At 40.0% G+C, this 15,049-nt stretch carries 15 protein-coding genes and 1 pseudogene; 7 read left to right on the forward strand and 9 right to left on the reverse strand.

All coding sequences use genetic code 11. The features are described 5' to 3' along the window. Positions 1 to 53: 53 nt before the first annotated feature. Complete coding sequence (locus tag bsdcttw_RS22765) at positions 54 to 209, forward strand: hypothetical protein (protein WP_185257055.1); 156 nt, start codon at positions 54 to 56, stop codon at positions 207 to 209. Between the two features lie 238 nt (positions 210 to 447). Here bsdcttw_RS22765 and bsdcttw_RS22770 read toward each other — a convergent pair whose 3' ends face one another. Further along, positions 448 to 693: a site-specific integrase gene (locus tag bsdcttw_RS22770; RefSeq protein WP_185257056.1), complete on the reverse strand. Its 246-nt coding sequence runs from the start codon at positions 691 to 693 to the stop codon at positions 448 to 450. Next, the gene (locus bsdcttw_RS22775) at positions 650 to 1,063 is read right to left on the reverse strand and encodes a tyrosine-type recombinase/integrase (protein WP_185257057.1); all 414 of its coding nucleotides are present in this window, start codon (positions 1,061 to 1,063) and stop codon (positions 650 to 652) included. The genes bsdcttw_RS22770 and bsdcttw_RS22775 overlap by 44 nt, the downstream gene beginning before the upstream one ends. Before the next feature lie 663 nt (positions 1,064 to 1,726). Here bsdcttw_RS22775 and bsdcttw_RS22785 point away from each other — a divergent pair. After that, positions 1,727 to 1,876: pseudogene (locus bsdcttw_RS22785) on the forward strand (transposase); the annotation flags it as partial. Positions 1,877 to 2,596: 720 nt separating this feature from the next. Here the strand turns inward: bsdcttw_RS22785 and bsdcttw_RS25140 are convergent. Further along, on the reverse strand, positions 2,597 to 2,995 hold the full coding sequence (locus bsdcttw_RS25140) for an IS66 family transposase (protein ID WP_225903734.1): 399 nt from the start codon (positions 2,993 to 2,995) through the stop codon (positions 2,597 to 2,599). A gap of 1,275 nt (positions 2,996 to 4,270) precedes the next feature. On the opposite strand from bsdcttw_RS25140, the gene bsdcttw_RS22795 reads away from it, so the two are divergent. Continuing rightward, complete coding sequence (locus tag bsdcttw_RS22795) at positions 4,271 to 5,104, forward strand: MurR/RpiR family transcriptional regulator (protein WP_185257058.1); 834 nt, start codon at positions 4,271 to 4,273, stop codon at positions 5,102 to 5,104. A 10-nt stretch (positions 5,105 to 5,114) separates the two neighbouring features. Here bsdcttw_RS22795 and bsdcttw_RS22800 read toward each other — a convergent pair whose 3' ends face one another. The 4 genes from bsdcttw_RS22800 to bsdcttw_RS22815 form a co-directional block, all read right to left on the reverse strand. Further along, positions 5,115 to 6,065, reverse strand: coding sequence for an ROK family protein (locus bsdcttw_RS22800; RefSeq protein WP_225903735.1), 951 nt, complete (start codon positions 6,063 to 6,065; stop codon positions 5,115 to 5,117). Between the two features lie 547 nt (positions 6,066 to 6,612). Continuing rightward, positions 6,613 to 6,795 (reverse strand): hypothetical protein, encoded by a 183-nt coding sequence (locus bsdcttw_RS22805; RefSeq protein WP_185257059.1) that lies wholly within the window; start codon positions 6,793 to 6,795, stop codon positions 6,613 to 6,615. Between the two features lie 20 nt (positions 6,796 to 6,815). After that, positions 6,816 to 7,229: a hypothetical protein gene (locus bsdcttw_RS22810; RefSeq protein ID WP_185257060.1), complete on the reverse strand. Its 414-nt coding sequence runs from the start codon at positions 7,227 to 7,229 to the stop codon at positions 6,816 to 6,818. 20 nt (positions 7,230 to 7,249) lie between these two features. Next, on the reverse strand, positions 7,250 to 7,402 hold the full coding sequence (locus tag bsdcttw_RS22815) for a hypothetical protein (RefSeq protein WP_185257061.1): 153 nt from the start codon (positions 7,400 to 7,402) through the stop codon (positions 7,250 to 7,252). A 331-nt stretch (positions 7,403 to 7,733) separates the two neighbouring features. Between bsdcttw_RS22815 and bsdcttw_RS22820 the strand changes: the two genes are divergently transcribed. After that, positions 7,734 to 10,760 (forward strand): family 16 glycosylhydrolase, encoded by a 3,027-nt coding sequence (locus bsdcttw_RS22820; RefSeq protein ID WP_197979813.1) that lies wholly within the window; start codon positions 7,734 to 7,736, stop codon positions 10,758 to 10,760. A gap of 207 nt (positions 10,761 to 10,967) precedes the next feature. Here bsdcttw_RS22820 and bsdcttw_RS22825 read toward each other — a convergent pair whose 3' ends face one another. Further along, positions 10,968 to 11,294, reverse strand: coding sequence for a hypothetical protein (locus bsdcttw_RS22825; RefSeq protein ID WP_207726458.1), 327 nt, complete (start codon positions 11,292 to 11,294; stop codon positions 10,968 to 10,970). A gap of 177 nt (positions 11,295 to 11,471) precedes the next feature. Between bsdcttw_RS22825 and bsdcttw_RS22830 the strand changes: the two genes are divergently transcribed. Beyond that, positions 11,472 to 12,011: a hypothetical protein gene (locus tag bsdcttw_RS22830; RefSeq protein ID WP_185257063.1), complete on the forward strand. Its 540-nt coding sequence runs from the start codon at positions 11,472 to 11,474 to the stop codon at positions 12,009 to 12,011. A gap of 41 nt (positions 12,012 to 12,052) precedes the next feature. Then, a complete protein-coding gene (locus bsdcttw_RS22835; protein WP_185257064.1) occupies positions 12,053 to 12,718 on the forward strand; it encodes a hypothetical protein in 666 nt (221 codons plus the stop codon). A gap of 183 nt (positions 12,719 to 12,901) precedes the next feature. Here bsdcttw_RS22835 and bsdcttw_RS22840 read toward each other — a convergent pair whose 3' ends face one another. Beyond that, a complete protein-coding gene (locus bsdcttw_RS22840) occupies positions 12,902 to 14,056 on the reverse strand; it encodes a glycoside hydrolase family 88 protein (protein WP_185257065.1) in 1,155 nt (384 codons plus the stop codon). A gap of 176 nt (positions 14,057 to 14,232) precedes the next feature. Here bsdcttw_RS22840 and bsdcttw_RS22845 point away from each other — a divergent pair, with 176 nt between their 5' ends. Further along, positions 14,233 to 15,024 (forward strand): helix-turn-helix transcriptional regulator, encoded by a 792-nt coding sequence (locus tag bsdcttw_RS22845; RefSeq protein ID WP_185257066.1) that lies wholly within the window; start codon positions 14,233 to 14,235, stop codon positions 15,022 to 15,024. Positions 15,025 to 15,049 lie beyond the last annotated feature (25 nt).

The raw sequence follows: 15,049 nt of genomic DNA on the forward strand, positions 1-15,049 counted from the left end.
CTTACAACGCAGTCCACAGCAATAAAGGGCCTGTACACGGTGGGGAGGACTAGATGCCTCCCCCTATAGTGCATATCTTCAGTTATGTTATCACACGCTTCAAAGAAGGAAGATACCTCCTCTGCCGTGAAAAATACGGCTGGACAGGAGTTGGTAACGGCACCTTCTTTGCGGGGATTATGTATACGTTAGATTATCCCCTACCATAAAGATACCTTCCAAACTCACGTATAACAGCGACCGCATTATATAAGCTGCCGGGTGAGCCTGCGTATCTATTATATATCCATGAAAGCTTCTACAGTCCTTTTGGAAGGGACAGATTCATGCGGGCTTAAGCATCCTGAAAATGCCACATACCACTTTAGGTGATATTCCCCTCCTGTGTAAATACAACCGTTGCTCCGTTTATAAGCTAGGAACTCTTTCACCTGCCGGCTTAGATTTTTATTCTCCATCCTCATACACCCCGCTTTCTGACCGGAGCACTGTTGAAGCGGCGTTGTGTCGGGTAAAAAGACTTCCGGTCATTCTGCCTTCTTTACGGATATCCGCCTTCGCTTCCACCAGCATCGGAATATACCATACCGCACCCGTCCCTTCCAGTTTTTCATATGGTGCCAGGCTCCTTAAGAATAGGTACTCTGAATCATTGTCGGGACGTTCGTTCAGAATCTGCAATAGCATTACCATATGAATTCCTAAGAGGGATATTCAGTGGCTGTTTCGTTTTATCCTGAATAATACTGATGATATCCTTGTCCCAGTAAATATCTGTCAGTTTCAGCTCACAGACATTGATACCTCGCAGCCCGGTCTCCATAAGCAGCTTAGATATGGCTATATCCCTTTCGGATAAGGAATCTGAGGATAGGGTATTATTAATGGCTATGAGTTCCTGTTCATTATAAACTTCAATGATCTTTCTCTCGTTAGGGAGGCGTGATGGCAGTTCCAGTAGTAACTGATTTGTATGGTCGTGAGCAGACAGAAACTGTCGGAAACCAGACAATTTACTGGTAATAGTAGTTGGTTTGAAATAGTCGTTCCGATAGATAGACATAATAAATTTAGTGACATCATTGGTCTTGATATCGCCAAGGTCAGTGTATCCTTTCTCCTGGCAGAAAATGAGAAAATAGAAACTATGCGTTTATATCTGCAGATAGTGTTATCATTCAGGCCTTTTTAGTCAACTGATGTAAAAAATCTTCAAGTAGTAAACAGAATTCTGGCTCATCTACCGGCGCTGAAATATCTCCCTGCTTTTTTGGGGAACAGTCTTAAACCCCACTTTCCATAACAGATGTCAACAAGTTTATACATCTGCTATAGGTTCGCATCTTCAGGATATTTGATTTCCCGGATTCCGGATTTATGGCTTCATTCAGGAAGCTGTTGAATAATTCCTCTGATGGGTAGACTGTGCCCATTCCTTTCGCTATGTGCAATAAATGTTTGAAGCGGATACGGTAATTCTTGATGGTTCTTTGGCTGTATTTTTTTTGTTCCAGCGTCTCCAGAATTATCTAAATCAACTCTACAAGTCTCATTTCATCATACATTATCATTGGTTTCTTTACTTTTTTGAATTAAGCATGGAGGATTATGCAGAAAAAAGTAATGGAAGGATAAAACTATGCCGATATTTTTCTGGGAATCCGCACAGATACGGAATATCCCCAAAATATCGGCATAAATCGTGTTACGCTGAAATCGGTATAATACTACGAATATCATTGAGGGGCTGAACCGTCAGTTTCGAAAAGTTACAAAGACAAAAAGTTCTTTTACAAATGACACATCCCTTGAAAAAATGCTGTACTTTGCGTCCATGAATGTGATAAAAAAATGGACACAATGCTACCGGAATTGAGATATGGTATTAAGCCAACTTGGACTCCTGTTTAATGACCGACTGGCTCAGTACCTATAAACAGAAAAAGTAACCGGCGTAAGGTTCAATAATCTGAACCTATGCACCGGTAACCATAATTCCGTCGGTATTATAATTATTGACGTGTAACTCATATTTATTCCAGAGGTCGGGTGTGGGCAGCGCCTATATTTACTTGATGTGCCTGAAAATAAATAAACATGAATAATTAACCATTAAATGGATAACCTATAAATGAACATATAGTTGGACATAGGATACATATTTTATACTTACCAAGAAGCAGATTTTTGTTATCTAATCTTAGCTTCGGACACAATATTTTTTACGCTCTCATAAATTTTATTTGATCATACAACATACAACTATTTTTATTTGCTGATAAATAGCCACTTTTTCGCTGGATTTTTGGAATGTTATCCACATTAGCATGGTATAGTCTTCTCTATTTCTGTTACTGTTCAGAGGTGACCTTGAACTAAAAAAGCCGAAGGTGAAGACTGATTTCAGTCAAAGCCATCGGTTTTATCTTATCCAAAGGTTATGGATACTCTATCTAATACATTCTGCTCTTCATTTCTGCGAATCATAACCAACATGCTCATGCATTGACAGAGATAATCAATACTCGCTTGACTCCGGAATGACATGGCCTGCGCCTGTTTTCGTTTATAGCCTCTTAGAAGCCTTTCGGCTTCATTATTGGTTGTGGGAATTCTGTAATCGCATACTGCAATCTGTTTCAGGTGGAAGATTATTTCGATAATGAATCATTTTCCGTATTAGTGAATGTATCTGTTTATTCCATGTGCGGTCAGACTCATTACCCATGCTGTCTTTGCGATAACGTAAGACATGTGCAAGACACTCCTGATGATCGCTGCCATAGTTGAAAAAAGTGCTTTCATGATCATAAAACAGAGTTCCTTGGTATTCTTCAACCACAGCAGATTTTACTCCTTCGTGCCCTTTTTTCTCACGGGCAAAGTACATGACTTTCCCGTCTGGTGTTGCAAATACATATACACTTTTCCCATTCACCTTTGCATTGGTGCAGTCGGTATGCATGACCTGCGACAGCAGCATATCTGCAAACATTGTTTTTCATTCCTGTTCTGATTTTGGGTAAACTCTTTACTGATTTTATTTATCATGCCTTTTGATATGTTAAGCTGTCCGCCTGTTAGGTCAGACAAAAATATCAATAGAAGTACAGCATTCATTATTAAACAGGAACAAAAAAGCTTAGATACTTCCCTCATAATTCGCGTCATCCACAACTCCGGCAGGGAATAGTCTCGGTTATTTTGTTCTCTCAATTTCAAATTCTTCCCCTTTTCTTTTTCCAATTCTGTTTCTAAGTTATATAGTTTATGTCTCTTTCTGTTACTTTATTTCATAAATCAGCTAACTGTCGCTCTGTGCTTAATGCTCTCTTTTCCAGCTGTTTATTTACTTTTTGGAAATGCTCAGTTTGTGTTCGAATTCCTTCTGGATTTTTTCAAAAATTTCAAACCACTGATTGCGGACCGTGATAGTCTCCCTATGGACAATTGATAGTTCTTCCTCTAATCTCTTGATGATACGTTCTAAATTACGGAGTTCTTTCAGGTATTCTTCCTGCATTTTGATATACTTATCGCCAGACTTTAAGGCTCTCACTACTGTGATGGCTGTTTTTAGACGATATTCAAGAGTGGTGATGTATTCAAAGGAAGTATTTCATTCGATTAGCTTTTCTGACACGCTTTTAAAATTTTTTCCATTAATCTTGTTAATTCGGACACCTGATCTTCCGATTTTTTATTGTTTGATAAGTTCTTGTTGTATTTTATTCTCTTTTTCAAGGCCTAAAATCACCTTATCTCGAATATCGAAATTATTATTAAACTTTTGGGTCGTAAATCGTCCTCGCTTTCTGACAAAAGTATATCATAAATCCTTGTAAAATGCGAATTTGCGGTTGTTTCAGTATTGGCAATTTGATGGTGGATAATGTCATTATACATGAATAAAAAATGAAAAAAAGTGTCTGAATCCATCAAATATTCGAGTGATTAAACCTTGGATGTGGATAAATTCCATCAAAAAGAAATGAGGAAGATAACCATAAACCCAATTATCTTCCTCAAGCTTGTTATCCACAAAATATAAAAAATTAAATTTCGTCACATTTCATAATGAATTAATGTGGAGAGTGAACAGTAACCAATTTTCAGAAATAGGCATAATTCATATTGTCGGTGTCTTGTAGAGATGCATTATTTCGGATATAATCAGATATAAGTTAGGCAGTTTTGCAAGTGAACTTGCAAAATACACGGGTATTTTACGATAGAAAGTTACTTTCAAATAGAAGGATGCCAAAGAATTATGAAATATACTCTCAAAAAAGTAAAACAGAACATTCTAAAAATTTATGATGAACTGACACCTGTTGAAAAAAGCGTAGCGGATTTTTTCCTGAGCAATTCAAAAGTAATTGATTTCAATTCCAGAAATATCTCCAAGCTTTTATATGTTTCGGAAGCAACCTTATCCCGTTTTGCCAAAAAATGCAGCTATAAAGGATTCCGGGAGTTTATTTTTGATTATAAGAAAGACCTGTCTGTCAGTGTGCAGGAAAAAGATTTCAGCGCTTTGGCAATGCGGGTTCATGATAATTACCTGAAATTATTCGATGAAAGCTATGAACTGCTAGATGAACCCCAGATGAAACGCATTGCTAACCTGGTCAACCAGTGTAAAAGAGTCTGTGTGTATGGAATGGGAAGCTCCGGCTTTGTGGCCAATGAGTTCAGACTCCGCTTTATGCGGACCGGGCTGTATGTGGAGGCCATTACGGATTCTCAGATGATACAAATGAATTCTGCCCTGGTGGATGAAGAAAACCTGGTGATTGCCATATCTTTAAGCGGGAAAACAAAGGAAATCCTTGCAAGCATCCGTCTGGCAAAAAAACGGAATGCAAAGGTTGTGCTGATAACTGCCAATAAGAATGTGAAAGAAAGTGAATATTGTGACGAAGTGCTCTATGTTGCTATGTCCAAGGATTTGGACAGCGGTACAATGATTTCACCTCAATTTCCTATATTGGTTATGATAGACGTCTTCTATACCTATTATTTTGAAAATGACTCCTTTTTCAAAGCCCAAAAGCACAAGGAGACCCTATCCGCATTAAACGTGACCCAAAATGAAAAATAGGACCGATTCTTTAAGCTTTCCCATGCTTTATGCAATAATAAACTGCTCCGATCATACCCGCGGCATTCCCAAGTGTTGCAGCTTCAATTACCACTGTTTTTGCATAGGTGGGCATAATACGGCTCAATACCTTAATCCGTAAAGGCTCTATAAACTTTTCCTGTTGTGCGCTCACACCCCCGCCTATTAATACTACCTTGGGACTGAATATATGTATAATGCTGGCAAGTCCGTCCGCAACATAGCCAATCCATTTATCAAGAATTTCATCCAGATAGCTGTCTCTGCCCGCTACTTCGAAAATTGTATAGCCGTTTATATCACAGCTATTCATCAGGCCGCTTTTCAATCTTCCCGCTTTCTGCGCTTGATTCACCATTCTTACCAGTGCAGTTGTAGAAGCATATTGTTCATAGCAGCCTCTGTTGCCGCAGCTGCATCTTTTTCCGTTATTGTGGATGGTAAAATGTCCTATTTCTCCGGCACCTCCGGCAGTTCCGCATAGAATTTCTGCATTTGCGATAATTCCGCCACCAACACCTGTCCCAATGGTAACAACGACAGCATCCTGGGCATCTTTTACCCCACCAATCCACTGTTCTGCCAACGCTGCACAGTTAGCATCATTCATAACAGTGACAGGCCCGGGATATACCTTTTTGATGCATTCCCGTATATTGCAGCCTTCCCAGTTTTTGATATGTCCGGCTGCTCCGGCTACCTTTCCTTCCTTTGTATCTATCTGTCCGGTTGCCGACACACCGATTCCGCGTATCCGATTGTTATCCAGCCTATTTTCCTGCATGAACTCAGATAATTTAGTAATCACCGTATCAATGATAGGAGTATCATAGCCATCAAAAGCCACATCATAGGCTGAGGATTTACCCACTGCTCCATGTTCATCCACAATTCCTATTTTAACCTGTGTTCCTCCGATATCTATTCCTATATAATTCATGATAGTAACCTCCTTTAAATTCAGCTTCCAGCCTCTGCTTATTTGGTATTCAAAATCAACTGTATTAAGTTTTGACCTATATCAGACGTACAAATTACATGAAAACCTGATTCTATTATATCTCAAAGAGAAAAAACTAAAATTCAACTAATATCAGAAAGAATTCCTTTCCTTCTGATCCAGTCAGCTAATTGCTCCGCCATTTTTTCAGTCTTATTAATGATGGGTGACCAACTGCTCCTTCCCCGTCTTCCGCCTCCTGCTGCGAAAAGGCCATATGAAAAATAAGTTCGTCCTGCTCTTCTTTTTGCATTGTTTCAACCGCTGCCTCAATTTCAGGTCAACAGGTCCGTTAAGGCATTGGAGGTACAGGTAATCGGCTTGTTTTTATGAGTACTTCTTATAAATACCTTAAAAATTCCAGATAAGTTGTCTGAAAAGCCTTCGTTTTATCACTTTCCCACAAGGGATACCGTAGTCTTCCGCCTTTCAGATTAACCCGCCGGCAGGGATTATTCATATCATCCGCATAAACGCCAACCCATGCCTAGTAATCTTCATTTCCACCTTCCGATTCCAACTCCGCTTCAAGCAGCCTGCCTTCAAATTCAAATTCCAGAAAGCTTGCCCCATGTAATAAATAAAGAGCATTGTCACGGTATAGTGTACGGCCTGATAATCGGATGCTTAATTCTTCCGGAAAATACTCTTTTTTTATTCGTTCACTCATGGCCAGATTCCTCTCTTCCTCTAACGGTGATTCATATCCAAATCCAAAAGAAGCTCACTGTCCATTTTCTGTTCCCGTATTCTTGTACATGCATAATCAATTTTCTTATACTGGGTATGGTGCCACATAAAACGGTCATTGGTCCCTTCCTTTGTCCATGTATATTCTCCTTCGGGTGAGTACAGTTTTGCATCCTCTATAAGAATATTGTTTAAATAGATATCCCCATTGGTATTATATAGCGTGATTTCTTCCCAATTATCGGCGGAATCTTCACCCCTTCTATCCTTTTTGATATCATCGGGAAAATCAATGGAATAGTCCTGATACATACTAAGGTTACTGCTGTCCTTCTTCGCATACATTCCTTCAAATTCTGCTGTATCAACAATTTTTTCATTCTCTGTTATATCCGATTTTTGAATAAACCACATAGGCAGGACCGTCATTGTCTCTACCGTCCGCTGTTGGTGAATTCAAGATTTGTTATTGGTTTCTCCAGGGAATCAGCAATATGCATTACATCTTTTCCATTCATATTTATTATCCTCGATATTGTATGTTGTTTTGTTGCAGTTATTATATCTCCTGTTGTCTTCCTTTTCAATATTCTCAGCTCTTTCTGAAATTACTTTCCATTTTATAAGCCACCTGGATTTTTCTTTCTGTTTTCAAACATAATGCCGATGGATCGACCACCGGAATAGGTGGCGGCTTACTATCAGATAATTCCCATTACTTTGTATTCTTTCCAAAAAATATTTCTAATAAAAACAGTTTTTATTTACTATTTCCAAAATTTGCACTTTATTCTATTTAATTTCTACTGTATAATATTGGTAACAGAGCAACAGGGTGCAGGCAGAATAACATGCCTGCACCTTTTTACTAGGTTGGAGTTTACAATTCACTATCAATATTAATAAGGAGGGTATTTTATGCAGCATTTTCAAAGGAAACACAAGGGGTTGAAACAAAAACTGCTAAGTATTATTCTAGCAGTGGCAATGATTGCCTTAGGGTCATATCTGCCGGTTATAGGGACTACGGGGAAAGTTCAGGCAGCGCAGACAGTGATTACATCTATGGCATATTTTTCAGCATCAGACGGTCCGGTTATCTCACACTCCGGCGTAGGACAAGCAAGTTATGGTTTTGTTATGCCTGTTTTTAACGGTGGTGCCGCAACCTGGCAGGATGTGGCTTCCGACCTGAAGGTCAATGTAAAGGTGAACGGAAACTGGGTCGATATCGACAGCACGGATTTTGTTTACAACCAGAACTGGGGAAACTGGAGTGATGGGGGCTTTAACGGTTATTGGTTCACCGTGTCAAAGACTACCTATATTCAGCTTGCTTCCCGCCAGAATGGTATAACACTGAATTATACTTTGGAATTTACCAGCATACCAAAGGCTACGATTACTTCCATGGCCTTTACCCAAGGGCCTGCTATCACTGCCGATGCAACGGGAGGCTGCGGCTTTACCTATCCAATCTTTAATGGTTCTGCTTCCGTTCCTTATGCCGCCGTCGCAGAGGATTTAAGACTCTTTGTAAAACCGGTCAACAGCAGTGAGTGGACAAGCATTGATAACAATGCAGCCAGCGGCTGGATTTATGACAGTAACTTTGGACAGTTTACCGATGGCGGCGGTGGGTATTGGTTTATCGTAAACCAATCCATAAATGTGAAATTGGTTTCCGCTTCCTCCGGTGCTTCTCTTATCTATACCATTAATTACAATACTCCTGTAAGAAATACTTATCAGCTTACCGCTTATGACGCTACACAGTATACGGCCGGTGAGACCGGTGCCATTGGCGTTCCCTTGCCTAAGATTGACGGTGGTGCACCGGTAAAATCAGAGCTTGATAACTTTGTATATGAAATCAAAATGAACGGTGTATGGGTAGACCTTGGGGACTATAGCAAGAGCGGCTTCCGCTATCAGTCAAATGGCTATAACAGCCTATCCGATGCCAACCAATGGGGATATTTTGCCGATCATATTTACGGCCTGTGGTTTCAGCCAATTCAGGTCAATATGGACATTCGTATCGGCTATCCTTTAAATGGCCAAAAGGGCGGTGCCATCGGCAGTAACTATATTTACTATACTTTTATTGGTAACCCTAATGCACCTCGTCCCGATGTATCAGACCTTGGCAATATCCCCCTTGGTACTACGGACAATCCAGCTATCAGTGGTTTAAACCTTATCTGGCATGATGAATTCAGCAGTTCTTCTCTCGATACCAGTAAATGGTCTTATAATACCGGCTATTATATGAGTGATGACCCTAACAGCTGGGGCTGGGGAAATAATGAGTTGGAATATTATACGGACAGTACTAAGAACATCTACCTTTCAGATGGGAAATTAAATATCACCGCTTACAATGAACCCAAGTCCTTCCCACAGGACCCTGCCCGCTATGCAACTTATTCCTCCGGTAAGATTACCACAAAGAACTCTTTCTCCTTCCAGGGCGGAAGAATTGATTTCAGAGCAAAACTTCCTACCGGAAACGGTATCTGGCCAGCCCTTTGGATGCTGCCTTTAGAAGACCGTTACGGTGCATGGGCTGCCTCCGGTGAAGTAGATGTTATGGAAGCAAAGGGAAGAATCCCCGGTGTCACCAGCGGTGCTCTGCACTTTGGTGGTCAATGGCCAGCCAACCGTTACATTAGTGGTGAATATGCATTTCCAAGCGGTCAGACCTTTCAGAATGACTTCCATGTATATAGTGTTGTATGGGAAAATGATAATTTTAAATGGTATGTGGACGGAAAATGCTTCTTAAAGGTTACAAAAGACCAATGGTATTCAGTAGGTGCCCCTAATAATACAGACGCACCTTTTGATCAGCCGTTCTATGTAATTATGAATCTTGCCATCGGCGGTAATTTCGACGGCGGTCTGGCACCAAGTGCAGGTGATATCCCTGCTACTATGCAGGTAGACTATGTACGTGTATATAAAGAAGCAAACGGTGAAAACCCCGGTACTGTTCCTGTAACCGGAATATCACTGGATAAGAGCAGTGCTTCTCTCTTACCCGGAAGTACACTTACTCTTACCCCCACCGTTACTCCTAACAATGCTACCAACAAGGCTGTTACCTGGTCCACCGGCAACGCATCTGTTGCAACAGTAGCAGGCGGTATTGTTACTGCAGTAGCTCCCGGAAATACGGTTATAACCGCCAAAACAGCAGACGGCAGTTACCAGGCTTCCTGTACGGTTACCGTTACAAATCCGCCGCCAACTACTGTTACAATCGGAGATGCCGTCAAAGGCCTTAAGAAGACCGGAGACAATCTGGTATTCTATGTAAACGGTGCAACCTTTGCAGACCTGCATTATATCAAAAACAACGGAGGCCAGATAAATGTTGCCATGACTTCCGACGGAAAAGGTAACTTTACCTATCCTCTGAATTCTCTGGCTAACGGTGATACGATTAAATATTTCTTTACTTACAACCCCGGCGGCGGAGCCCTTGATACCCAGTGGCTTACCTATATTCATGGAGTAACCCAGGGAACAGATGGTGGTACTGCTTCCTCCAATGTTGCACAGGGTAAATCCCTCCTTTGCTCCGGGTCAGAAAGCGATGCTTTCCCAGTATCCTATCTTACAGACAATAACACCGCCACCAGATGGGCTTCTAACTTTGCAGATGATGCCTGGTTCATACTGGACCTCGGAAGCAGCTGCAAAATAAGCCAGTTAATACTAAACTGGGAGGCTTCTTATGGAAAAAGATATGAAATCCTTACCTCTACGGATGGTGTGAATTATAACAGCCTGTTAAACCAGTCAAATGGTACAGGCGGAATCGAAACCTACAACGTAACTCCGGTGAATGCCCGGTATGTGAAATTCAGAGGAATTGAAAGAGCCCTGCCTTACGGTTACTCTCTATGGGAGTTCCAGGTTATGGGTACAGTGAATTGATTTGCATGCCTGATTATAATAAGTAGCTTTATCAATAAAATTTTACTAACTGTTAGTGATACCTGATTTAACGGTACCAAAAGGGACTGCAGCAGAATAAACTCCGTTTAGCTTACTTTGCGACAGTCCCTATATTTTCTTTCTTCCCAGATAAACTCAGCGGTTAATCTCTATCTCAGGGCCTTACAGGTATTAAAAAGATGTGTTTTATCTGGGAGGATCACAGACTTTACAAGGCTCATAGCCTTCTGCTTTTGCTTCTTTAAGGGTAATCTTAATCTTACTCTGTCTTAGATATCTGCATGATGAGATATGATACTTCTTCCCTGTTCTGGTTATGTATACATAAGTGGCGGAACTTTTTTTCTTGATAGATTTCTTAGATAGTACTATGGAAGCATGGTTGTTTGAACTGATAGTACTGATAGTGTTGCTATTGCTGCTTTGGTTATGTACTGCCGGAGTGAAATTCACATGATAAACCGGAGAAACTATTAATACTGACATAATAATTATTGATAGAATTCTTTTCATAAAACCGCCATACCCTTTCTAATCGTATTGTATAATTTATACAATTATCTTATCATTTATAGCATAGCAAGAATTTTCTGTCAATTTTAAGTCAATATCTGTAAGTTACTATTTACTATTATCATAGTCAGTGATAGAATACACTCATAAAAGATTTTTGATTAACAGAGTCATTCTATGAAAGTAAAGGAAAAAATTCTCATGAGACAACTGCCTTTCTATCGAAAACTAATTATCTTTACATCCATTATTCTGATTCTCACAATAACGATAGTTACCCTCATCATAGTGAATAGAAACAACAATACTCAAGATGCAATAGCAAAGGAGGTTCTTACTATCACTTTCGGTCTGACCAGACAGGATTGTGAGGGTATAAAAGATGCTCTGAACCAAAGTTCAGATAGTAACAACGTGCTTCCAGATTACTTGCATACAAAGTATAATACCCAATTGACCGGTAATGGCTACGAGGCATTGATGAATAACCGGATACCAACCAGAATTGCGGGAGAAGTTCAAGGAGAAGCTTCCGACCTTAAGGTTTCTTCTGTGAAGCTGAAATCGCTAGATGCTGATGCAGGAACCATACGATATCAGTATATCCTGAAAGCCGAGACCAAAAGCAGCCCTCCCAAGGTATTTACTTTCAGCGGAAATATTCTCTTAATAAAAGATGCCGGTCAATGGAAAGTGGATGGTATATCCTTAAAGTAGCATTTAATTATTTTAGAACTAATAAGTATAGGAGATTAAACATGAATCGTATTTCCCTGAAGAAAAAACTTTTTATACTTCTTCCATTACTTGTCCTGATTATACTAGTGGGCACCAGGGTCTATACTGTACAATCCAAACCAGATGATTCTTCCAATAGCTTTGACTTTTTCACCTTTGGTAAGTTATTAGGGGATAACAGCAGAAATAATGACACCTCAGGGGCTAATTCTCTTTACGCTAAGGGAAAGCATATACAGATAACAGAGAAGGAATATAATCTGCATGTGAAAGTTTATGAGCTCAAACATTCCAAGGACCCGGAAAAGGAGGCTTTACAGGACTTGCTGGAATCAAAGGTCCTTTATTATCATGCTGTAAAAGAAGGTTATTCGGTTTCGGATTCAGAAATTAATGATACTATAAAAGAGCTAAAAGACTCCATGAAAACCGCCGCCAATGCAGACGATATGATAGCTTTTATGAAAGGCTTTGGCTCGGAGGATAATTATTGGGTATATATACGGGATACAATGAAAAGCAGTTCCGTCACAAACAAATACCTGGATGACTTAAAAGCAGAATATGCGAAGAAAACTCATTATACCGGTGAAGATACCGCTGACTTTCAGAATAAATGGAAGAACTATAAAGCAGATTTGATTTCTGAATATATTAAAAAAGAAAAACTTCACTACAAAAAATAACCAAATTATCGCTTAAGAAAAGCGCTTTAATAAAAAACCTGGGGGACATAACTTACGCTAATACACAGTTTACGGCAAATCCTCTTGTTTGTCCTAATCAGTGTGAAAAGCAAGTCATGCTCCCCAGGGTTATTTCTCATTCGTCTCTAAATTTCATTTACCAATGGAAGATATCATTTCCCTTTACCAAAGAAAGATATCATTTCCTTTTAGCTTAAAGATCGCTTCCATAAAGAAATAATCTGCATAGATAATATTCATATGCTTATTGGTATGATAAGCCTCAGAGCAGTTCTGTATCATACAATCGCAGCTCTTTGTCCAATCACACCGCTTTTCATCCAGTGCCTTTAACATCTTTAAGGCAGCATTTAAGTATAAGTCTTTTTCTCTCTCTCCTACTGCTTTTGATATCTCAATCAAGCCACAGGCAGCAATTGCCGCTGCACAGGAATCTTCCCAGGAATCATCTGCCGGCTGTCTGAAATCAATAGGAATCAAACCGTTCTCCGGAATATTTGCAATAAAATAATGTGCTATTCTCTTGGCAGTATTCAGATAATCCTCTTTTTGGGTGTGCAGATAGCTTAAGGCAAAGCCATAGAGTCCCCAAGCCTGCCCTCTGGTCCAGGAGGAACCGTCTTCATAACCCTGTCCGCCATAGATTCTCACCTTTTCACCGGTTTCAGAATTAAACTCTACAATATGCTCACAAGAGCCGTCCGGTCTTACAAAGTTTTTCATGGCAGTATCTGCATGAAGCATAGCAACATGGCGGAATCTGGGGTCTCCAGTTTCTTCAGACGCCCAATATAAAAGCGGTACATTCATCATGCAGTCAATAATTGCCCAACCGGTATTATCTCCGCCGTTGCCCCAATCATTCCAGGCACGGATGAAATTACCAACCGGATTAAAGCGCCCTGCTAAAAGCCCTGCTGCAAATAATCCTCGCTTTTTAGCCTCCTCTTCCTTTGTCAGTCTATAATCGGCAACGGATGTTAACAACCACATAAAACCTACATCATGATGCAGTCCATAAAAATCAGCAAAGCACTGGTCTAACTTCTTTTCTGAAATTCGCGCTATTTCTGCATATTTTTCCTCTCCTGTCTCATGGTACATAAGCCAAAGCATTCCGCCCCAAAAACCGTTAGTCCACCAGTTCAAACCTTCTGATATACGGTAGGGTTTGTCGCTGTCATCATAGCTGTCATGAGTCCCGTTCACTGTGGTATAGGGAATCTTATCCTTAGACTTCTCACTGACCCAATCCATTTTTTCTCTAATTTTTTCTGTTACTTCCTCAACCCACTTCTTATCTTTCTCTGTAAGCATTGTAACCTCCTGTTATATGTCTTTCCAGCTCTTTCAGAAGCTTATTTTTCATGTATACGGTCCTTCACAAAATCACTTTCTTGCTATCATTTATCATAATCTCTTTTCATTATCCGAACAATGCTTTATAATATTATCAACATACTTTTTCTGCTATTTTAACAGGAGGATATCACTTGATTACTGTAACAAACTGCGGACATGATTCAAGACATAAAACAAAATTTTGTATGCTTCGAAAGAGCGGTGTGCCAAATTATATCCTGCTCCTGGTAAAGACCGATGCTTTTTTTGAATTTGATGGAAAGTTAATCCCCACCGCTCCGAATATGGCAATTCTTTTTGATAGAAATACTTATACTCATTATGAAAGCGCAGGGGATTTCTACAATGATGACTGGATTCATTTTGACTTCATTGATGAACCCTTATTTCTTGATGCTCTGCATATCCCTTTTAACCAGCCAATCTATCTGCCCCATATGAATTCCCTGTCTAATTATGTACGTCTATTGGTAAAGGAGTGCCACTCCGAGTCCTTCCACCAAGAACAGATGAAAGATTGCCTCATGCGTCTTCTGCTCTATAATCTGGATTCCCTTATTATCAGTCATCCTTCCGGCAGTAAGAACGACCGTTATTATCCAATTATAAATGCTCTGCGGATGAATATACACAATACCCCCCACAGAAACTGGACGGTGGATATGATGGCGGAATCTGTTCATATAAGCCCCTCCTACTTCCAGCATCTTTACAAGGAATTTTTTCATATTTCCTGTATGCAGGAAGTAATCCTGGCTCGGATTGAACGGGCGAAGTTCTATCTTTCCACCACCGATATCCCGGTAAAAGTACTGTCTGACCTTTGCGGTTATGAGAGTGACTTGCACTTTATTAGGCAATTTAAGAAAAAGGAAGGTCTTACACCAACACAATACAGGCTGCTTTATAAAGCTTCAAAGTAATCACTCCAATCAAAAAAAGTTCCGC

It is taken from the genome of Anaerocolumna chitinilytica, from assembly GCF_014218355.1.
GTDB lineage: Bacteria > Bacillota > Clostridia > Lachnospirales > Lachnospiraceae > Anaerocolumna > Anaerocolumna chitinilytica.